The organism is Hymenobacter caeli, assembly GCF_013294115.1.
Lineage (GTDB): Bacteria > Bacteroidota > Bacteroidia > Cytophagales > Hymenobacteraceae > Hymenobacter > Hymenobacter caeli.
In genome coordinates this window covers 1-21,356 of record NZ_JABSNP010000035.1, presented here as the reverse complement: position 1 = coordinate 21,356, position 21,356 = coordinate 1, and the positions used below count along the sequence as shown (strand labels likewise).

Genomic DNA, 21,356 nt, shown 5'->3' with positions numbered 1-21,356 from the left:
CAGAAGCCATTGTTCAGCAGTCAAATCGGTTGAATAAGCACGGCGATTCATCCGGCAAAGGTAAATCTCTATGTTTTTACCCTATACCCTCTAAGGGGCATCCTCGAAGTGGAAATGTTCAAGCGGCGCATCCGGCAACGGGCCCTCGCTGAAATCCTCGAAGTCTCCGAACCCCGGTTGTCCGAACTCATGCAAGGCAAACGGGAACTGAACATGGATTTCGCCCGCCGGCTTTACACGCGGCTGAACATCACAGCCGACGTAATTTTTTCGATTGCCCGCTAATCAAAAAGCCCCGTCAGTGTCTGGCAGCCCCACAACCGGCACGCCCCCGCCAAGCCGCCTTCTCCCCAGAAGTATTTGCCAGCGCAGCCGAATACGACCACTCCGTAGCCGGCGTCGTGACCCGCATCTAAAGCGGCCAGGTGTCACCGCGCCCGCCGGACGAATAGCCCCCCGAAACTTGAGGCAACAGAAAGCCCCGCCAGTACCTGGCGGGGCTTTTTGATTATTTAACTGAAGAAGGAATAAGGCTGCTGAACCATTGTCCAATATTATAAAAATTATAAGTATCTGAAAGCAACAATACAGCTAACAACATGATGACTAGAGTTGAAGACCACATCAGGCTAAACCTAAATATTTTACTATCCATGTATGCCACATCGTCTTTATGAATCTTATCTTGGTCTAATATGCGGTCTATATCCTCCTTTACTAACAGGTCAGTAAATCGACTTTGAAGATTCTGGTAATTTTTTACAAATCTGATTTTCTCTTTACTAAATTCTACATAAGACAGAAGAAAATAGGCTGCTGATATAACTAAGAATGCAAATGAAATGATTGATGCTTCTTTGGTAAAAATACCATGTAATTCTTTAGTTGAAAAAACTTTGGCAACAATTACGCTAGCAAAAAAGGACACAACAGCAAGTATACTCTTTTTATAACCTCCAGCAAACTCTTCCGCAATCTTAGTAGCCTTATTAGTCTGATCAATTAATTGATCTGATATTTTACTACGCAATTCAATATATTGCTTAATATTTTGCTTGAGGTAAAGATCAAAAGCAGAACGAACAGAATCATAAGGATTCCCTCGCAACTCCAGATTTTCTGGAGATATCAAATGAATAGAAACCAAATTACGAGTAAGGCCAATTTTATCACTTAAATTACCTCCATAATAAACCCAATTATATATTTTATAATATTCAATAATAGAAGCCATATGCATTCTACTACCAGATAATATTCCGCTAATTGACTTGTACCCGTTTAGTTTAAATTCAATACCCTCATCGACCAATCTAGTGATATCAAACAAGCTAATGATTGAAAATAAACCACATAGGCAATTTAGTAAGACTCTAACTGAATCTGGACAGTTAAGCTCGTTAATTATGCCGAAGTCGTCGGGGATAAATTGACATTCAGCTGCGTTTTCAAAATGAGATACGTTCCGGATAGAATTAAATCTATCTACACGTAACAATTGAAGTGCTACCGTCTCTTCAGGAGTTGGATACTTGCGGTCTTTAAGAAAGAAAATCGACCCAGTTCCGAAGTCACTAGCAAAGTCCTCAACCAACTCGAATGCTAAATAATTATTTGTCTTAAATTTATGCCAAAGCAAAAGCAACAACTGCTTATAATTTAAGCTATTTAGATATTTTACAATTTCTGCCAAATTAAAGACAGGTATGGAGGAACCAGTAGAATCTTTATAGCAGATGAGCTTAATAATGCATGTAACAAAATGCAAATCTATTTCACGCTGGATCGAAGATAAAAAATCAACATAATCTAAGGCATTAGAATCAAGGTCTATACTATCATTACCATCACATATTATACTTAATCTAAAGCCACTTATTCTTAGCAGCTCAAAAGCACGCTTTTCTAAAATAGATGCAAGTGGAATGACAAGATTATTCGCTGCAATTGGGCCTTCAACTTCGAGCCTTTCAAAATCCTCTTTGACAATCAGTGGCAGGAAAGCACTGGATTCAAATAGCTCCAAAAGATTCGAGACAGGTTTCATGACGATTCATTATTAGCATTTCTGGCGAAGATTTTAAATCCTTCTTCATCAGTTCTGATTTTGATGTATTTGATACCATTCTCGTCAACAGCTTGAATGGCATCTTTAAAATTTTCAATACCCGTTTTGATGACCACATCAATATCATTAGTGATATGATATGTTGTTCTTGAACGAGCTTTTATTTCAGATTTAACAATATTAAAAGAAGTATCAAACAGATTATTTGCACGTTTAACTGGAAGCCTACGTAAATCACTTACCATTGAAGCAATAGGAAGTTCTGGATTTTGAGGTTCGTAATTTTCAAGTGTAGCCCGAACAAAATCATTAAGCTCAAAGCGGTCATTAGACTTGACATAAAGAATCATTCCATTGCGAATGATTTCGTAGTCAGCACGGTTATTTCTCTTGATAGGATTTAAAATATCTTTTTCTAGAGAATCCCAAAAAGTTTTAGTGTTTTGAGCGTCGCCACGCTTCTCCCTAAGTTCCAGAAAGTCTCTCCACCAGTATTTACTGTAACCGCCCGAACTGTCACTTACAAACAACTCTACAACACCGCCGTCAAGACCTAATTCTGCTAGAAAGGCTTTATAAACCTTTTTCTTCTTAGGCAGTCCCGTTCTCGGCATAAATGTGTTATCCAAGAAATCGTCATAATCCGATTTTACAACAAGGACCCTTTTGCTTACTCCATCTTGAAGAAATGCCTGGATTAAAACTCCTTTGGGAATTGGGTTAATAAGGTTAGCGTTTTGAACACGACTTTTCTTTTCGGTTATATGCAACCGATTAGCTATAATGTTTGCTGCCTGTTTATATAAGATTGCGTCTGTTGCAAGATGATATTGATTTATTGCGACAGATACTTCTACTTCATCGCGAATAAAATCGTAACTGCGCTTATTAACACTGTTCACAACCGATTCAACAAGTTCGTTGATGTACTCCGAGGCAGTGGGTTGATTAGAATGAGAAGAAACATCTTCAGGAGGGTCAACTTCATGACCGATACGATGAAGAGCAGAAAATAATAGTGGCATGGCGAAGGAATAAGCTGCCAAAGTAGCTGAATTACCGCCAACTAATTCCATCATACCACAGACATCAGAAATGACGTCTACCAAGTATACTCGTAACTAATTTTTAATGAGTGCATTACTATCATTTTTACCAATATTGTTAGTGTATATCATCTATAAACCAATTTTATTAGTTTAAGTTTCAAATCCATTGAAAATAACTATCTATATTGGTATTTAATATACAATGTGCAGATTATCAGTAAAATAATTTAAAGTGCTTTAGCTGTTAAGTTCTCTGAACGCGCGTATTTGACTTCAAAAACAAAATTTAATAATTACAGACATTAAAAAAGCCCCGCCAGCTACTAGCTTGTCCTTCCCCAAATATTTTTTCGACTTCCCCGAGGTGATGCCAAGGTCCTTTTTGGCTAGCTAATTCCGTTTGAAAAACGGAAAGCTAGCCAGGCATCCACGCAAAAACGCCCTTCCAGCCACATGGCCGACAGGGCGTTTGAGTTTTGGGTAAGGACAAGCCAGCTACTGGCGGGGCTCTCCGTTTCTCCAGCGGCTTAGGCTGCTCCCCTGGGGCCCCGGGGGCCCTATTGCGCCCCGCCTGGGAACACGGCCGCCGCTGCCGGGTGTTAGGAGGCCGGTTTCCATCCTCCTTACATCTTTCCTATCGTGTCGATATTTCGTTTAGGGGCCCTAGCATGGCCAGTTGCTAAGTACCGTTTTGTGTGGCTGCTGGCTGGCCTGGCGGCCGCGCCCAGCTGCAAAAGCAGCGAGCCCGAGCCCACCGCCACGGCGCCCGCCGCCGCTACCGTGCTCACGGGCAGCACGCTCATCGGCGAGTACAGTGTGGCCACGCTGGCCGGCCGCGTGCAGGCCGTGCCGTTGGTGGGAGCCCTGGCGCGCTACCCCATCCGGGTGTACCGCCTCACCTACCGCACCCACGCGCCCGACGGCCAGGAGATTACCGCCTCCGGGGCGGCGCTGGTGCCGGTGGGCGCGGGCGAGCTGCCGGTGCTCAGCTACCAGCACGGCACCATCACGCCCGACGGCGAGGGCCAGGCCCCCTCCTACTACGCCACGGGCAGCGACGTGTGGTCGGCGGTGTCGGTGCTGGCCTCCACGGGCTACGTGGTATCGGCGCCCGACTACATTGGCTACGGCGCCTCCAAGGCCCTGCCCCACCCCTACGAGCACGCCGCCTCGCTGGCCTCGGCCTCGGCCGACATGCTGCGCGCCACCCGCGAGTTTTGCCAGCAGCAAGCCGTGGCCGTCAACCAGAAGAACTTCCTGCTCGGCTACTCCGAGGGCGGCTACGCCACCATGGCCCTGCACAAGCTGCTGGAAGAGAAATACGCCACCGAGCTGCCCGTCACGGCCAGCGCGCCCGGTGCCGGGGCCTACCACAAGTCGGCCTTCGCCCGCTACGTGCTGGGGGCCCAGCAGCCGCTGAGTTTCCTGAGCACCTACGTGTGGGTGCTGCGCACTTACGACCGCATCTACGCCCTGAACCGGCCGTTTTCCTTCTACTACCAGGAGCCCTACGCCACCCAACTGCAAGCCAACCCGTTTGCCGACGTGCCCACCCAGCAGAGCCAGCTCTTCGCCGATGGTTTCCGCCAGGCCGTGCTGACTAATTCGGACGCCGCCCTCACCGCCGCCGTGGCCGACAACGACATCTACGACTGGAAGCCCCGGGCCCCGCTGGCCCTCTTCCACGGCACCGCCGACGACTACGTGCCCTTCTTCAACTCGCAAGACGCCTACGACGCCATGCAGAAGCGCGGCGCCACCCAGGTGCAGCTGCGCCCCATCCAGGGCGGCAACCACTTCTCGTCGGCCACCACCTACACGCTGGGGGCCTACGCCTTCATCAGCCAGTATTAGGTTAAGAGCGTTGTTCCTGAATTAAAAAAGAACGTCATGCAGAGCGCCGCGAAGCATCTTTACTGCGCCAGTAATCTTGATTAGTTACGCGGGAAAGATGCTTCGCTGCGCTCTGCATGACGTTCACTATTGTGAGGTTTTTTCCCGTTACCGCCGCGCCTCGTCCTCCAGCCGCAGCCGGCGCTCGATGGCTTCGGTGGCTTTTTCGAGGATGTTGAAGGCATTCTTGGCCATGGTGTTGCCGTTGTCGAGGGTGGGATTGATTTCGACCATCTCGAAGCAGACTACCCGCTCGTTTTCCAGCAGGTCCTGGCACAGGTTTTCGGCTTCGGAGAGGTAGAGGCCGTCCTCCACGGGCGTACCGGTGCCGATGCTGAAGCTCGAATCGAGGCTGTCCACGTCGAAGGAGATGTACACCATGTCGCAGCCGCGCAGGTGCTCGTAAATTTCGTGGGTCAGTTGCCGGGCCCCTTTCTCCTTGATTTCGGGCAGCTTGATCCACTTAATACCCAGCTCCGCGATGAGGGCATCTTCTTCTTCCTCAGTGTCGCGCACCACCACGTACACCAGGTGCTCGGGGCGCAGCTTGGGGCCCGGCTCGGCCAGGTTTTGGAGGCGGCGCCAGAAAAACTCGGTTTCGGGGTCGGGCGTGTTGCGCTGGTGCTGGCGGTTGTCGAGGCCCAGGGCAGCGGCCAGGGGCATGCCGTGCACGTTGCCGCTGGGCGTGGTGTAGGGCGAGTGGATGTCGGCGTGGGCATCGATCCAGATGACGCCCAGCGTTTTGTGCGGGTACGCGGCCTTGATGCCGGCAATGGTGGCGTTGGCGCTGGAGTGGTCGCCGGCCAGCACCAGCGGGAACTCGCCGAAGCGCAGCGTCTGCTCCACGGCGCTGGCAATGCCCTTCTGCACGGTATAAATGGCGTCGATGTGCTTGGCCCACCGGAAGGGCGTTTTCTCGAACAGCACGTGGTTCAAATCCGGCACCACCACCGCGTTGTAGCGGCGGAAGTAGTCGGAGCCCTTGTTGAGGCAGGCCACGCGCAGGGCGTCGATGCCCATGCCGGCGCCGCGGGTGCCGGCGCCCAGCTCGGAGTGCACTTCCAGTAATTTGATGCGTTTCATCGGTCGGTAAGTTAGGAGAGCAAAAGGGCCGCACCGGTCCGCCCAGGGCCCCGGGGGCCCCATGCGGGCGCTGCCTTGCGGCGGGAAAAGCCCCACCGTAGCCAAGTCGCTTCGTCCATCGTTGCCGATGCGCGGGGAACATTTCTTTCCCCGGGCGGTAGTTTTGAGCCGCCGCCGCAAAGGTCGGCATTCCGCGCCGTTTTCCCCCACCCTCGATGGACAAGTACCACGACCTAATTTCCCAAACCTTCGATTTTCCCACCGCCGATTTCACGGTTCAAAACGACGAGCTGCAATTCCACGGCATCGACCTGATGGCCCTGGTTGAGAAGTACGGCACGCCGCTGCGCCTCACCTACCTGCCCAAAATCAGCTCCCAGATTCAGCGGGCCAAAAAGTGGTTTGCCGACGGCATTGCCGCCACCGGCTACCAGGGCACCTACTCCTACGCCTACTGCACCAAGTCGTCGCACTTCCGCTTCGTGCTGGAGGAGGCCCTGAAAAACGATGTGCACCTCGAAACCTCGTCGTGGTTCGACATCAGCATCATCCGCCACCTCCACGCCGAGGGCAAGGTCGACAAGCAGCACCACATCATCTGCAACGGCTTCAAGCCCGACGAGTACAAGCACGAAATCACGGCCCTCATCAACGAAGGCTTCGTGAACTGCATCCCCATCCTCGACGCGCCCAACGAGATTGACTACTACGCGCAGCACGTGACGGAAAAGTGCAGAATCGGGATGCGCCTGGCCTCCGACGAGGAGCCGCGCTTCCAGTTCTACACCTCGCGCCTGGGCATCCGCTACGCCGACGCCGTGCCGCTCTACGAGCAGCGCCTCCGGGACGACCCGCGCTTCGAGCTCACGATGCTGCACTACTTCATCAGCACCGGCATCAAGGATACGTCCTACTACTGGTCCGAGCTTAGCCGCTTCATCCACAAGTACTGCGAGCTGCGCAAAATCTGCCCCACGCTCACCACCATCGACATCGGCGGGGGCCTGCCCATCCAAACCAGCATCCAGCCCGAGTACGACTACCCCTACATGGTGGCCGAAATCCTGCGCACCGTGCAGCGCATCTGCAAGGAGGAAGGCGTGCCCGAGCCCGGCATCTTCACCGAGTTCGGCATCTTCACGGTGGGCGAAAGCGGGGCCATGATTTACTCCATCCTGGACGAGAAGCTCCAGAACGACAAGGAGTTGTGGTACATGATTGACGGCTCGTTCATCACCAACCTGCCCGATACCTGGGCCCTGAACCAGCGCTTCATCCTGCTGGCCCTCAACGGCTGGCAGAAGCAGTACAAGCGCATCCAACTCGGGGGCCTCACCTGCGACTCGCAGGACTACTACAACGCCGAGCAGCACCTCTACCAAGTGTTTTTGCCCGAGCGCAAGCCCACCGACGCGGAGCCGCTCTACATTGGATTTTTCCACACCGGCGCTTACCAGGAAAGCCTGAGCGGCTACGGCGGCATCAAGCACTGCCTCATCCCCGCGCCCCAGCACATCATCCTCGACCGGGGCCCCGACGGCGTGCTCACCGATACCATTTTTGCGCCTAAACAAGAGGCGGCCAGTATGATGCGCATTTTGGGCTATACTTCGTAGAAGGGCTTTGCACGAAAATTTGCATTTTTCCGTTCGATGGGGATACAGCTGTTGCGATGGGTGTACTATCTTTGGCCCAGTCTCCACTCAGCATTCACCCATTTAGCATTATCTTATGAAAAAGCTTATTCTCTTAGCCGCTGGCGTGGCTACCCTGGGCCTCGGTTCGTGCAGCGGCGGCAAGTGCCCCGCCTACACCAGCACCAAGGCTGCCAACCGCGTGTCCTCGCCCGTGATGGCCAGCGCCGCCGCCCCCACGGCCCGCCAGTAATTTTCGGGTTAAAGAAATAAGAAGGCCGGTTTCCCAAGTGGGGAGCCGGCCTTCTTGTTGTAGCGCGGACTTTGTAGTCCGCGGCTCTCGCTTCGTCCTACCGATGGCCGCCCGGCCGTAGCGTGGACGCTGCGAGTCCGCGCGCTTCGCTTCGTCCTACCGATAATCGTGCAGCAACCGTTCAGAGCCGTGCGGACTCGCAGCGTCCACGCTACAAACCGTTCAGCGACCGTTCAGAGCTGCGGACTACAAAGTCCGCGCTACATTCAAAATCAAGTCCGTGGCGGCGGCTAAATCGACGGCGTAGGGAGTGTGGGCCCCTATTTCGGTGTGGCCCACCAGGATGCCGCGGATGCCCAGGCGGGCCCCGGCTTCCATGTCGCGCACCCGGTCGCCCACAATCCAGCACTGGGCGGGGTCGAGGCCGAAGCGGGCCACGGCTTTTTCCAGCATCCCCGAGTCGGGCTTGCGGAAGATGGATTCGCTCACGCTGGGGTGGTTGTCGCTGAAGTACAGCGCGTCCAGCGCGTTGCCGCAGGCGGCTTGCAGTTGGGCGTGGCGGGCCTGCACGTCGGCCCCGGTGTAGAGGCCCTTGGCGATACCGGCCTGGTTGGTGACGACGATGAGGTAGTAGCCGGCGGCTTTGAGGCGGGCCAGGGCCCCGGGCACGCCGGGGCTGACCACGAACTGCGCGGCCTGCCACACGTACTCGCCGGTTTCGTTGTTGAGTACGCCGTCGCGGTCGAGGAAAATTGCTTTGTGGGGGCCCGTCATGGGGCAAAGCTACGGGCGGGGCCCGACCTTTGCCGGATGAAAATCGCCATTATCGGCGGCGGCCTCGCCGGCCTCACCTGCGCCTGGCACTTGCAGCAAGCCGGCGTCGCCTACGACCTATTTGAAGCCGACGCGCGGCCCGGCGGCAACCTGCTCAGCTTCCGCCCGCCCGAAGGCTACCTGCTCGAAGCGGGCCCCAACTCGCTCCAGCTCAGCCCCGAGCTGGCGGAGCTGTTTGCCGAGCTGGGCCTCACCGACCAGGTGCAGGACACGGCCGCCGTGGGCCAGCGCCGCTACGTATTGCGCGGCGGCCGCTACCGCGAGCTGCCCGGCTCGCCGCCGGCGCTGCTCCGCAGCAGCTTTTTCAGCCTGAAGGCCAAGTGGCGGCTGCTACGCGAATTCCTGAAGCCCGCCGGGGCCCCCGACCCCGACGAAACCGTGGCCGCGTTTTTCACCCGGCGTTTCGGCCCGGAAATCGTGGATTACGCCGTGAACCCGTTCGTGGCCGGCATCTACGCCGGCGACCCGGCCGAGCTGCTGCTGCGCCACACGTTTCCGCAGCTGGCGGCGCTGGAGCAGGCGCACGGCTCGGTGCTGCGCGGGCTGGCCAAGGCCGGCCAGGGCGCGGGCCGGCGGCGCGTCGTCACGCTGCAAGGCGGCGTGCAGCAGCTCACCGACGCACTGGCCGCCCGCCTCACCCACTGCCACCCCGGGGCCCCCGCCACCGCCCTGGCCCGGGCCGCCGACGGCACCTATTCGTTTCAGGCGGGCGGCGCGGCCCGGGGGCCCTACACGCACCTCGTGCTGGCCCTGCCCGCCTACGCCGCCGCCCCGCTGCTAGCCGAGCTGTCTCCGGCGGCCGGGGCGGCACTGGCAGCCGTGCGCTACCCGCCCATGAGCGTGGTGTACTCGGCCTACGACCGGGCCGCCGTGGCGCATCCGCTGGAAGGATTTGGGGCCCTGCACCCCAAGGCGGAGGCCGCCTACGCCGCCGGCTCGCTCTGGACCAGCAGCCTTTACCCTGACCGGGTGCCGGCAGGCCAAGTGCTGTTCACCACCTTCGTGGGGGGCACCCAGTATGCGGCGGCAGCGGCCCAGCCCGAGGCCGCCCAGCTGGCGGCGGTGCACGCCGAACTGGCCCGCTTCTACGGCATTGCCGGGGGCCCCATTTGGCAGGGGCGCTACTACTGGCCGCGCAGCATTCCGCAGTTCGATGCAGCCATTGGGCCCGCGCGGGCGTCGGTAGAAGCCCTGCGGGCCGACGGCATCGTGGCCGTGGCCAACTGGCAGGCGGGCGTGGGCGTGCCCGACGTGGTGCGCCACGCCCGCGCCACGGCCAACGAGCTGGCCCGCAGCGCTTAAACCGCTGTTTCATTTCTTCCTTTGCCCCGGCCGCTATCTTTGCCCTTTATGAACGACGGCCTCGTCCTGATTCCTACCTATAACGAGCGCGAAAACGCCGAGCTAATCCTTCGCAAAATATTTTCCCTCTCCCAGGCCTTCGACGTGCTGGTCATCGACGACGGCTCGCCCGACGGCACGGCGGCCATCGTGCGCGGCTTGCAGGCCGAGTTTCCGGGGCGTCTGTTTCTAGAGGAGCGCCCCGGCAAGCAGGGCCTCGGCACGGCCTACATCCACGGCTTCCGCTGGGCCCTGGCCCGCGGCTACGGCTACGTGTTCGAGATGGACGCCGACTTTTCGCACAACCCCAAAGACCTGCTGCACCTCTACCGCGCCTGCGCCGTGGAGGGCTACGACGTGGCCATCGGCTCGCGCTACATCCAGGGCGTGAACGTGGTGAACTGGCCCATGGAGCGCGTGCTCATGTCGTACTACGCCTCGTGGTACGTGCGTTTTGTGACGGGCATGCCCATCCGCGACGCCACCGCCGGCTTCAAGTGCTACACGGCGCGGGTGCTGCAAGCCATCGACCTCGACCACATCCGCTTCGTGGGCTACGCCTTTCAAATTGAGATGAAGTGGCGGGCCTACCAGCTCGGCTTCCGCATCAAGGAAGTGCCCATCATCTTCACCGACCGCACCCGCGGCACCTCCAAAATGTCGAAAGGCATCGTCAAAGAAGCCTTTTTCGGGGTACTACAAATGAAAATCAACAGCTGGCTGCACCCGGTGAGCGTAGTTAAAAATTAGGAATGAGGAATGAGGAATGAGGAATGCCGTTGGGTGGCCCACTGCGGCATTCTTCATTCCTCATTCCTAATTCTGTTTTGGGGCCTCCGCGGGGGCCCCACCCGGGGCGGCGGGCTCGGCGGGCGTGGCCTCGGCCGATTTGGTGGTGTTCAGCAGGTCAATCAGGTTGATGGATTCGAACTGGCTGCTGTCGGCGGGGGCCACGGTGCGGGTAGTGTCGCGGGCCGTCACGATGTAGCTGCGGGCGGGGCCGTTCAGGTTCACGCCGTAGGTCAGGTTGTCGCGGTCACTCTCCGAAATCAGGCCCTTGGTGGCCATGATGTCGGCAATCAGCTTGAAGAAGTAGCGCGTGCTGGTGCGCAGGTTGCCGTAGCTGTTGAACGAGTAGCGGTAGTACTTGGGCTTGGGGATGATGCTGGCCAGGTACAGGCTTTCGGGCAGGTTCAGCTCGCCGGGGCGCTTGCCGTAGTAGAACAGGGCCGCTTCCTTCACGCCGTACACGCCGTGCTTGCCGCTGGGCCAGCGGTACTTGCTGGGGCCCCACTCGATGATGTTGAGGTAGACCTCGAACATGCGCTGCTTGCTCACGAGGTGGGTGTTCTCGATGAGCCATACAATCAGCATCTCCTCGGCCTTGCGGCCCACGGTTTTCTGGCGGTTCAGGAACACGTTTTTCACCAGCTGCATGCTGAGCGTGCTGCCGCCCCGGGCGAAGCGCTTTTCCTTAATATCCTGGATAGCGGCATTGACGAACGCCTTTTCCATGAAGCCGTGGTGGGTGAGGAAGCGCGGGTCTTCGGCCGTCATGATGGCCGATTTGAGGTAGCCGGCCACGTCGTCGTAGTGCGTGAAGTCGGGGTTCGAGGGCCCCACGGGAAAGGTGCGCAGCGAGTCGCCCTTGTCGTTGTAGGCCGTGTAGGCAAAGTCGCCGTTGAGCTTGTTCAGGTCTTCGGCCCCGAAGCGGGTGATGCGGAAATCCTTGCTGGGCCGGAGCGACGAGTCGAGGTGCAGGCTGTCCACCCGGGCCAGGTCCACGTCGGCCTGGAGGTGGTAGGCGAGCGTGCCGGTGCCCTGGGTGCCGGCCACCACGTCGAACATGCCCTCGGGCAGCGAGTTGAAAAAGGCGTTGGTGGGGGCCGCGTCGGAGTCGATGCGCAGGCGCACGGCCAGCTGGGGCTTGAGGCGCACGGCAATTTCGGGGTGGAACACCAGCTGGTTGAGCAGCACGCGCGAGCCCGATTCCAGCGCCACCGTGGCGCGGCCCAGCGTGGCCACGAAGTCCAGCTCGCCGCGGTGCACCACGATGTCTTCCGCGCCCAGGCGGGGCTGGTAGAGGCTGAAGTTGCGGGCCGCCAGCGAGCCGCGCACCGTGAGCTTGCCGCCGGTGTCGTCGTCGCTGAACTCCTTGCCCGTCATGCTCACCAGCACCGTGTCGAAGCTCACCAGGGCCCCGAAGCGGCGCGGCACGTAGGGCAGCTGCACCGAGCCGCCCACCCCGAACACCCGCGCCGTGAGGGCGTAGTCGCCGGCCTCGACGTGGCCGCTGACGCCCAGCTCGTTCACCACCGAATCGATGCTGGCCGTGAGGCGGCCGCTGATGCTGCCGTCCTCAATTTTCAGCCGCGGCATGGCCAGCAGGGCCTGGTGGCGGGGGCCGTCGTAGCGCACCACAAAGTCCTGGAAATCGGCCTGGCCGGGCACGTTGTCGAAGCCGGCTTCGAGCACTTGGTTCAGCAGCAGGCCGTAGTTGCGGCCCTGGCGCAGGTCGCGGGGGGCCTCCACGGCCTTCTTTTTGTTCAGCAGAAAGCCGTAGTTGTTGCCGGTGGCCGTGCTGTGGGCCGTGAGGCGGGCGTGCTGAATCTGCAAATCGGAAAACACGGGCCGCCCCGCAAACAGCGACCGGACGCTCAGGCTGGCCTGCAAGCGGCGGGCGGTGAGCAGCGTGTCAGCGGGGCTGGCGGTGGGCACCACGCTCATTCCCTTGATTTCTACCGTGTTCAGGTCCGTGAACCGGGCCGGGCCCAGCACCAGCGCCACCGGGTACTTGCGCTCCACGCGGGCTTTCACTGCACGCAGCGCCGCGTCCAACAGCTTTTGGCGGTTCCACTGGAACAGGCCAAAAGCCAGCAGCAGCAGCACCGCAAAGGTGCCCGCTACGCCGATAAGAATGCGTTTGGTGGAGGGAGAAATGCGCACTGGGCAGAAAAAAGGGTTCGGGTAGTCGAAGCCAAAGGTAGCAAGAACGCCGGGGCCCCGGCGCGGGTTCGGGCGCGGCCGGCGGGGCCCCGCCGGCCGGGGGCCCTACTTTTGCGCCATGCTTTCGCCCCTCACCGCCCTCTCGCCCCTCGACGGGCGCTACCACCGCACCAGCGCTGCCCTGGCCCCCTACTTTTCCGAGCTGGCCCTGATGCGCTACCGCGTGCGGGTCGAAGTGGAGTACTTCATCGCCCTCTGCGAACTGCCGCTGCCCCAGCTGCACAGCGTACCGGCCACCGTTTTTCCGGCCCTGCGTGGCCTCTACGAGCAGTTTGGCGAGCCGCAAGCCCTGGCCATCAAGACTCACGAAGCCGTGACGAACCACGATGTAAAGGCCGTGGAGTACTTCCTGCGCGACGAATTCACCAAGCTCGGCCTGGGCGGCTCGGTGGAGTTCATCCACTTCGGCCTCACCTCGCAGGACGTCAACAACACGGCCATCCCGCTGAGCCTGAAGGAAGCCTGGGCCGACGTGCTGGGGCCCCAGTTTGCCACCGTCACGGGCCGCCTCACGGCGCTGGCCATTGCCTGGGGCCCCGTGCCCATGCTGGCCCGCACCCACGGCCAGCCCGCCTCGCCCACCCGGCTGGGCAAGGAAATCGAGGTGTTCGTGGCCCGGCTCGAAGGCCAGCTGGCGCTGCTGGCCCAGGTGCCCTACGCGGCGAAGTTCGGCGGGGCCACCGGCGGCTTCAACGCCCACTTCGTGGCCTACCCGGGCACCGACTGGCACGGCTTCGCCCGGCAGTTTGTGGAGGAAACCCTGGGCTTGACCCGCACCTTTCCCACCACCCAGATTGAGCCCTACGACCACCTGGCGGCCTTCTGCGACGGCGTGAAGCGCCTCAACAACATCCTGATAGACTTGTGCCGCGACGTGTGGCAGTACGTGGCCATGGGCTACTTCCGCCAGACCGTGAAGGCCGGTGAAGTGGGCTCGTCGGCCATGCCGCACAAGGTGAATCCCATCGATTTCGAAAACGCCGAGGGTAACCTGGGCGTGGCCAACGCCCTGCTGGAGCACTTCGCCGCCAAGCTGCCGATTTCCCGCCTCCAGCGGGATTTGACCGACTCGACGGTGCTGCGCAACCTGGGCGTGCCCCTGGGCCACACGCTCATTGCTTTAAACTCGCTGCTGCGCGGCCTGGGCAAGCTGGCCCTCGACGAAGCCGCCCTGGCCCGCGACCTCGAAGCCAACTGGGCCGTGGTGGCCGAGGGCATCCAAACCATTCTGCGCCGCGAAAACTACCCCGACCCCTACTCGGCCCTCAAGCAGCTCACGCGCACCGGCAAGGCCATTTCGGCCGCCACCATCGCGCATTTTGTCGCGGAATTGAACGTCGCCGACGGCGTAAAAGCCGAGCTGCGGGCCCTGACGCCGGCCACCTACGTGGGCCGGTAGCGGCCCCGCGCGTTTCTTCGCTCCCCCATTCCGCCCTTTCCGTGCCCCAGCTGCTCCCCAACGTCTCCGTTCACCCCGACTGCCGCCACTTCCGCGGCGACCTGCCCTGCCGCCCCAACAAAGAGCACGGCTACACCTGCGCCGACTGCCCCGTGTACGCGCCGGTCACTAAGCGCGTGTTGCTCATCAAGCTCGGGGCCATCGGCGACGTCATCCGCACCACGCCGCTGCTGCGGCGGCTGCGGGCCGAGTACCCGGGCTGCTTCATCACCTGGCTCACGCTCACGCCGGCCATTTTGCCCCAGCGCGAGGTCGATGAAATCCTGAAGTTCGACTACGCCAGCGCCTTGCAGCTCCAGGCCCGGCGGTTCGACATCGCCATCAACCTCGACAAGGAAAAAGAAGCCTGCGCCCTGCTGCTGAACGTGCGGGCCGAGACGAAATTTGGCTACACGCTGCGCGAATACGACGGCGTGCCCTGGCCCGTGAATGCCCAGGCCGACCACAAATTCCTCACCGGCGTGTTCGACCAGCTCAGCCTGGCCAACACCAAGCCCTACGTGCAGGAAATCTTCGAGCTGTGCGGCTTCGATTTCCGGGGCGAAGAGTACGTTTTCGACACCCACGACGACAAGGGCTACGCTTGGCCCACCCTGCCGCCCGCGGCTCAGGGCCCCCGCATCGGCCTGAACACCGGCTGCGGCGACCGTTGGACCACCCGCCTCTGGAGCGACGAGAAATGGATTGCCTTGATTACCGGCCTGCAAGCCGCCGGCTACGCGCCCGTGCTACTCGGCGGCGAGGCCGAGCACCCGCGCAACCTGGTGCTGCACGCCGCCACGGGGGCCGCCTACCCCGGCACCTTCCCCCTGCCCCAGTTCATCAACCTGATGCACCAGATGCAGGGCATCGTCACGCAGGTCACGATGGGCATGCACATCAGCATCGCCCTGCGCAAGCCCACCGTCCTGATGAACAACATCTTCAACCCCCACGAATTCGACCTCTACGGCCGCGGCCAAATCGTGGGGCCCAACCGGCAGTGCGTGTGCTTTTACCGCGGCACCTGCCGCCTCGGCACCAGCTGCATGGAAGACCTACCAGCCGAGAAAGTATTGCAAGCCGTGCGCGAAAGCGTGCCGCTTGCCTGACCTGCCGGTCACTAGCTAGCTAGGGCCACCTCCTTCAGGGCCCCCACCATCGCCGGCCACGAAAACTGCTTCTTTTCCTCGCGCACCCCGACCGCAAACTTTGCTTCCCGCTGGTTGGCGTAGAAATCCACGATGGCCTCGGCGATGGCCCCGGGCGTGGGCGGCACCACGTAGCCCACCACGCCCGCCGGAATCAATTCGGCCAGCCCGCCCACGTCCGTCACCAGCATGGGCCGCTCGAAATGATACGCTATTTGCGACACCCCGCTTTGCGTCGCGTTCTTATAGGGCTGCACGATTAAATCGGCGGCGCAGAAATAATTAACCACTTCCTCATTGGGAATAAAATCCGTGGCCCTGATTATTCTATCCGCTAATTGATATTTTTGAATTAATGCCTCATATGGGGCCGAATCTTCGTAGAATTCCCCCGCAATAATTAATTTAATTGGCAGCGCCGCCACCCGCGCATCGGCAAAAGCTTCCAGCAAAATATCCAGGCCTTTATAAGCCCGAATAAATCCAAAAAATAACAAATAGCCCACCGCGGCCGGTAGTTGCAGCGTGGCCAGGGCCTCGGCTTTGGACTTGATGGGCCCGAAATTATCGTAGAGCGGATGCGGCCGGTACTGCGCCGGCTTCCGGCCAAAACCCAGCCGCTGCAAATCGCCCAGCACGCGGCGGCTCATGGTCACGAAGCCGTCGCAGGCGCTGAGGAAGTAGCGCGTCAGGGGCCCGTCGCCGGGCCTTTTCTCGTGCGGAATCACGTTGTCGGTGATGGCCACCACGCGGGTGTGGCCGTTGCCGCGCACCAGCCGCGCCACCGTGCCCAGCGCGGGCCCCATGAACGGCAGCCAGAACCGGAACACCACCAAATCGGGCCGCTCGCGCCGCAGCCGCCGCCCCACCGCCCACCACGACAGCGGATTTACCGAGTTCAAACTCACCTCAATCGCCAAATCCGGGGGCCCCGGCTCGGTGCTAAACTGCGTCTGCCCCGGGAACAGGAAATCCGGGTATTGCAGCGAGAACGTCACCAAGCGCACCTCGTCCCCGGCTTCCCGAAAAGCCCGTGCCAGCCGCTCGTTATAAGTAGCCAGCCCACCGCGCAGCGGATAGGCCGGCCCAATGATGACGACGCGCATACCAGGGGGCTTATTTGATAGTGTCGCGCACCAGGTAGTCGTTGCGGTGCGAGCCGTTCAGTTGCACCATTTCCGCCAGAAAACCCGACAGAAACAGCATCACGCCAATAATTACCACCGTGAGCGACAGGAAAAACAGCGGCTGGTCGGTCACGTTGCGGGCCCGCAGGTTGTGCAGCGACAGGTACACTTTCTCCCCCGTCAGCCACAGCGTCATCACCATGCCCACGAAAAACGAGAGGGCCCCCAGCGTACCAAAAAAGTGCATCGGCCGCCGCCGGAAACGACTCACGAACGTGATGCTGGCCAAATCAAGGAAGCCGTAAACAAACCGCTCCAGCCCAAACTTCGTCACACCGTACTTGCGCTCCTGGTGCTGCACCACCTTCTCGCCGATGCGGCGGAACCCGTTCCACTTGGCGATGACGGGAATGTAGCGGTGCATCTCGCCGTACACCTCGATGCTTTTCACCACGCGCTGGTCGTAAGCCTTCAGGCCGCAATTGAAATCGTGCAGCGGAATGCCCGAAATCCAGCGCGTCGCCCCGTTGAACAGCTTGGTTGGAATGGTTTTCGACAGCGGGTCGTAGCGCTTCTGCTTCCACCCGCTCACCAGGTCGAACTTGTCCGCCACAATCATCCGGTACAGCTCCGGCAGTTCCTCTGGCGAATCCTGCAAATCGGCATCCATCGTGCACACCACCCGCCCCCGCGCCGCCTGAAACCCCACGTTCAACGCCGCCGACTTGCCATAATTGCGGTTGAAGCGGATGCCGCGCAGCGCCGCGTCGCGGGCCGCCAGCTCCTCAATTACCTCCCACGAGTCATCCGTCGAGCCGTCGTCAATCAGAATCACCTCGTAGCTCAGGCCCCGCGTCGTCAGCACCTGGGCAATCCAGCGCGTCAGCTCTGGCAACGATTCGGCCTCATCGAGCAAAGGAATAACGATGGATAATTCTACCGGGAAAGAAGCAAGGGGCTTATTCAAACTCGGAAGCATTGCGTTTTGTAAATGCCGACACGATTAATCCCAGCACCAAGCCACTTACTAAACCATTCGTGACACCTGTTAAAACTGAACTACCAAACCCCTTGCGCATCTCGTCTAATTTGGCCGTGCCTTTAGCTATTTGGTCGTCAGGGATATTATTACTTTCCATAAATTTCGTCATACCATCTTTCATGCTATCCACAAATTCGGGGTCGATATACGTCAAAAATACGTAATTAAATACCCCAGATGCTAAGCCCGAAATTAATAACATAATTATAGCAATTACCATACCTTGCCCATAACTCATTAATTGCCCATTAGCTTGACGAAATGCTTTATGAGCCAGCACTAAAAACACGACAGCTACAAGCAACGCTATACTTACACTTACTACACCAAACACTAAAAAACTCAAGTTTGCAATTCTCACCAAAAAATCTACAACTATCCAACTCAAGGCTAGCAATACTCCGAACCGGAGGCCGACTGCTGTCGGAGTTACAGTTTGTCCTTGTGTTTCCATGCGAGACAGTTTATTAAAAAATTTATTCGCGAAAGAAAATACCGCCCGGCAAGCTAAATACCAGCCCAAGCAGCAGCACCGCTTTAAAATTACTCACCGCCAAGTCATTTACCGTAATACCGGAAATGGCCGCCCGCTGCGCCGCCGTCAGTGGCACCAATTTGCGGTCTTTGCGGTCCACTTGCTGCTGAGTTTGCATGATTTCCGTAATCTCAGCGCGGTGCTGGGCCAGCGTGGGCTCGCCCACTACGTGTCCCAGCCCCCACACGGCGCACGCGCACAGCCCTGCCGCCAGTAGCGTGGTCAGTCCTCCCACAGCCATTGCCCGCGCCAGCCCGGGCTTCACCGGCAGCAGTTGCCGGCGGAGCGTCCACTGGCTGGCCAGCGCCACAAAGGGCACCAATAGCTCAGCCAGCAACTGCTTCGGACCGAAGGCATTGTTGCCAGTTAGGTGCAAGCCCACAATCCACAAGCTACACAAGGCTCCCACACCGCCGCCAAACCGCAGCACCACCCGCCGCACCAGCGCAAAAGCATCGGTTGCCGGAATGGCGGGCTTTGTCAATGAATCGGCCATGTAGCTCATCAGAAGTGGGGCCGCAAGATACGGCCACCACCGATTTGTCGCCAGCTTGTGCCAGCTAAGCCGCCACTGCTACTTTGCCCGCTCCCACGCGCGGCCGGCCAAAGCGCAACAACAACGCCTCCACCAGCAGGCAAGCCAATGCCAGCCCTAGAAAGTAGCGCCACAGCGGCTGCCCACCGCGCTCGGCCTGCAACTGCGCCACCACTGCGCCACCCGGCCCGCCTTCGAGCACCTGCACGTTGGGCCGGCCAGGGCCAACCAACGCCCGCAACTCCCCGGCCGAGTAAGTAGCCAGCTCCGACTCTTTGGGGCTGGTGTTAAGAGCCACGGTAGTCACCAGTTGTTTACCCCGCCGTACCTGGTAAAATCCGGGGGCATCCAACGCGGCCGGCACGTCCAGTCGCACGTTATTGCCCTGCATCCGCTGCACTGGCAGCCAAGTCGCACTGTCCCGAACCAGTTGGAGCGCTGCTCGCTCATCAATTGCCTCATCAGCCCCACCAGCAGCCGGGAGCGTCAGGTTGACGACGTGCTGCGTCAAGCGGTACGCTGGTTGCTGCTCACTCTGAAAACTGCGCATCGCCAACTTGTAAAGTACTGGTACAAATAGTGCGTGGTCCGCAAAATCTGAGTATTCTCTAGAAAACGGGGCCGCAAATACATACACTTTGCCGGGCCCGTTGGCAAATTCTGCCAGGTAGCTTTCTCCATCGCGCAGCCGCAAAATATCAGTTCCTGTGCGGGCCCAGCGCAGCACCGGGGCCACTCGCGGCATGGCCACCCCGCGCGGTTGGGCCCCCAACACATCCCGAAAAAATTCCTCGTAGGCAGTAGGCAAGGCTACCTCGCGCAACTCTGGTGGCATACCAGGGGATATTCGTTCGGGCACGCCAACCCCCAAATCCCGGAATAGCTGTTGGTACGAAGCATAGCTAGCCTCGGCCCCAGCAGGCACAATTGCCACGCTGCCCCCCCGCGCCACTACCCCGCGCAAGGCATCCCGCAAACCGTTAGTTACCAAGGGAACTTCCCGTAGCAACACCAAATTGGCCCGGCGCAAAGCATCGTAGTTTATATTATCCGGTTTTGTGAAAGAATAATTGAATAACGGCTCGCCCTCATAAAGCACTTTTGCAACTGGCACTGCCCCAATCTCCAGCACCCGAATAGTACCGGTAGCTTGAGCGGTAAAGTAATAAGTATTGTCAAATACCACCGGCGCATCCTCCGTCACCACCCGCCCTCTTACTAATTGCTGATCAACCACTTGCACCTGAACCACCGTAACCGCAGCTTGTCCACCCGCCACCGTCACCCGAAACGCCGCCACTTGCTGCGGCCCAAGAAAAACCTTAACTGGGCAATCGGCCACCGCTTTGCTTCCGCCATTCCGTAACCGAATGTGTAACCCCGTATTTACCCGCACTTGTAAAAAAACATCGTCAAACCATACACTATCTACATAAATATTACCGGTTTTCTCGCCACTTTCCGGCACCAACACAACTCTTTTTGAACTATCAATACGCTTTAGTAAAGAGGTATTAAAGGTAGAACGCTGGAAATTTGAAAATATATAAGCCTGTGTATTCTGCCCATCTTCAAGTGCGTCATGTTCAAACCCAGTTATGGTTGATACCCTGTTCGTTATTTGTAATTCGGATAACTTTCGCTGATAGACTGAACGATTAACAGCACTCTTACCACTATTAAGCAATCGAAACTGACTATCTGAATACACATTTCCGAGACCTGCCGCATGTTGCAATGCAGCACTAAAAGTATTTCCTGTTTTCGTAGGAGTAACCATACCGGCCGAATTATCAACAATCACGTCGATTATGCCTGTTCGCGCAGTTTCTTTTCTATGAGCCGCGGGAATAATCGGCTGGCAAAAAGCCAATACTAATGCGCTCAGGCCAAGCACCCTAGCAAATAATAAAAATAAGTGCTGAAGTTTTTGCTGCCGTGCAGTAACCAATTTCACTTCATTTATGAATCCAACATTCGTAAATACCAACCTTTGTGGACGTCGTAGTTGAAATAAATGGATTACAATAGGTATTGCGACCACACTTAAGCAAAGCAGAAACCAAGGGTAAGACAGCTGCATACTTTTAACCAAACGAATGTGTAACACCTAAAACCAATTTGTCAACAAATTACGATTAATAGTGCTCACAGTTAATAGTACTTACAGCCGTACTTAGTGCAAGCTATTGAATGTACAAAGAAGTAGAAATGAAGGCAAAACAAAATGCTCCTGCCGGCTGATGAAAGCTGACAGGAGCATTACTGAAATAAAGTTGGCGGCGACCGACTCTCCCACCGGTGAAGGCAGTACCATGGGCGCACCGGGGCTTAACGGCTCTGTTCGGAATGGGAAGAGGTGAACAC

The 21,356-nt window shown here is 58.1% G+C and carries 18 protein-coding genes and 1 rRNA gene; 8 read left to right on the top strand and 11 right to left on the bottom strand.

The annotated features are described in order from the left end of the window. The first annotated feature begins 108 nt into the window (after nt 1-108). The gene (locus HNP98_RS21285; RefSeq protein WP_173812206.1) at nt 109-285 is read left to right on the top strand and encodes a hypothetical protein; all 177 of its coding nucleotides are present in this window, start codon (nt 109-111) and stop codon (nt 283-285) included. A gap of 223 nt (nt 286-508) precedes the next feature. On the opposite strand, the gene HNP98_RS21280 is transcribed toward HNP98_RS21285, so the two are convergent. Next, nucleotides 509-2,047 (bottom strand): hypothetical protein, encoded by a 1,539-nt coding sequence (locus HNP98_RS21280; RefSeq protein WP_173812205.1) that lies wholly within the window; start codon nt 2,045-2,047, stop codon nt 509-511. After that, nucleotides 2,044-3,177, bottom strand: coding sequence for a nucleoid-associated protein (locus HNP98_RS21275; protein WP_173812204.1), 1,134 nt, complete (start codon nt 3,175-3,177; stop codon nt 2,044-2,046). Before HNP98_RS21275 ends, HNP98_RS21280 begins: the two co-directional genes overlap by 4 nt. Nucleotides 3,178-3,810: 633 nt before the next feature. Here HNP98_RS21275 and HNP98_RS21270 point away from each other — a divergent pair. Beyond that, entirely contained in the window at nt 3,811-4,971 is a 1,161-nt protein-coding gene (locus HNP98_RS21270; RefSeq protein WP_317171171.1) for an alpha/beta hydrolase family protein, read from the top strand. A 147-nt stretch (nt 4,972-5,118) separates the two neighbouring features. Here HNP98_RS21270 and HNP98_RS21265 read toward each other — a convergent pair whose 3' ends face one another. Further along, nucleotides 5,119-6,093, bottom strand: coding sequence for an arginase (locus tag HNP98_RS21265; RefSeq protein ID WP_173812203.1), 975 nt, complete (start codon nt 6,091-6,093; stop codon nt 5,119-5,121). Between the two features lie 215 nt (nt 6,094-6,308). Here HNP98_RS21265 and HNP98_RS21260 point away from each other — a divergent pair, with 215 nt between their 5' ends. Then, a complete protein-coding gene (locus HNP98_RS21260) occupies nt 6,309-7,709 on the top strand; it encodes a type III PLP-dependent enzyme domain-containing protein (protein ID WP_173812202.1) in 1,401 nt (466 codons plus the stop codon). A gap of 115 nt (nt 7,710-7,824) precedes the next feature. After that, nucleotides 7,825-7,980, top strand: coding sequence for a hypothetical protein (locus tag HNP98_RS21255; RefSeq protein ID WP_173812201.1), 156 nt, complete (start codon nt 7,825-7,827; stop codon nt 7,978-7,980). 246 nt (nt 7,981-8,226) lie between these two features. On the opposite strand, the gene HNP98_RS21250 is transcribed toward HNP98_RS21255, so the two are convergent. Then, nucleotides 8,227-8,754, bottom strand: a complete 528-nt coding sequence (locus HNP98_RS21250; RefSeq protein ID WP_173812200.1) for a D-glycero-alpha-D-manno-heptose-1,7-bisphosphate 7-phosphatase — start codon at nt 8,752-8,754, stop codon at nt 8,227-8,229. Between the two features lie 36 nt (nt 8,755-8,790). On the opposite strand from HNP98_RS21250, the gene hemG reads away from it, so the two are divergent. After that, nucleotides 8,791-10,116 carry a protoporphyrinogen oxidase gene (hemG, locus tag HNP98_RS21245; RefSeq protein WP_173812199.1) on the top strand — a complete coding sequence of 442 codons (1,326 nt, stop codon included), beginning with the start codon at nt 8,791-8,793 and terminating at the stop codon, nt 10,114-10,116. A 48-nt stretch (nt 10,117-10,164) separates the two neighbouring features. Beyond that, the gene (locus HNP98_RS21240) at nt 10,165-10,905 is read left to right on the top strand and encodes a polyprenol monophosphomannose synthase (RefSeq protein WP_173812198.1); all 741 of its coding nucleotides are present in this window, start codon (nt 10,165-10,167) and stop codon (nt 10,903-10,905) included. A 66-nt stretch (nt 10,906-10,971) separates the two neighbouring features. On the opposite strand, the gene HNP98_RS22410 is transcribed toward HNP98_RS21240, so the two are convergent. After that, nucleotides 10,972-13,101 (bottom strand): transglycosylase domain-containing protein, encoded by a 2,130-nt coding sequence (locus HNP98_RS22410; RefSeq protein WP_173812197.1) that lies wholly within the window; start codon nt 13,099-13,101, stop codon nt 10,972-10,974. Nucleotides 13,102-13,219: 118 nt separating this feature from the next. Here HNP98_RS22410 and purB point away from each other — a divergent pair, with 118 nt between their 5' ends. Together purB and HNP98_RS21225 are read left to right on the top strand one after the other, a co-directional pair. Next, a complete protein-coding gene (gene purB, locus HNP98_RS21230) occupies nt 13,220-14,560 on the top strand; it encodes an adenylosuccinate lyase (protein WP_173812196.1) in 1,341 nt (446 codons plus the stop codon). A gap of 41 nt (nt 14,561-14,601) precedes the next feature. Then, entirely contained in the window at nt 14,602-15,711 is a 1,110-nt protein-coding gene (locus HNP98_RS21225) for a glycosyltransferase family 9 protein (RefSeq protein WP_173812195.1), read from the top strand. An 11-nt stretch (nt 15,712-15,722) separates the two neighbouring features. Here HNP98_RS21225 and HNP98_RS21220 read toward each other — a convergent pair whose 3' ends face one another. From HNP98_RS21220 to rrf, 6 genes are all read right to left on the bottom strand, one after another. After that, nucleotides 15,723-16,856: a glycosyltransferase gene (locus HNP98_RS21220; protein WP_173812194.1), complete on the bottom strand. Its 1,134-nt coding sequence runs from the start codon at nt 16,854-16,856 to the stop codon at nt 15,723-15,725. A 10-nt stretch (nt 16,857-16,866) separates the two neighbouring features. After that, nucleotides 16,867-17,844 (bottom strand): glycosyltransferase family 2 protein, encoded by a 978-nt coding sequence (locus tag HNP98_RS21215; protein WP_246275275.1) that lies wholly within the window; start codon nt 17,842-17,844, stop codon nt 16,867-16,869. Next, a complete protein-coding gene (locus HNP98_RS21210; RefSeq protein WP_173812192.1) occupies nt 17,837-18,373 on the bottom strand; it encodes a DUF4199 domain-containing protein in 537 nt (178 codons plus the stop codon). The genes HNP98_RS21215 and HNP98_RS21210 overlap by 8 nt, the downstream gene beginning before the upstream one ends. A gap of 22 nt (nt 18,374-18,395) precedes the next feature. After that, a complete protein-coding gene (locus HNP98_RS21205; RefSeq protein ID WP_173812191.1) occupies nt 18,396-18,959 on the bottom strand; it encodes a DUF4199 domain-containing protein in 564 nt (187 codons plus the stop codon). Between the two features lie 55 nt (nt 18,960-19,014). Continuing rightward, nucleotides 19,015-21,099 (bottom strand): BatA domain-containing protein, encoded by a 2,085-nt coding sequence (locus tag HNP98_RS21200; protein WP_173812190.1) that lies wholly within the window; start codon nt 21,097-21,099, stop codon nt 19,015-19,017. A gap of 164 nt (nt 21,100-21,263) precedes the next feature. Then, a 5S ribosomal RNA gene (gene rrf, locus HNP98_RS22550) occupies nt 21,264-21,356 on the bottom strand; the annotation flags it as partial.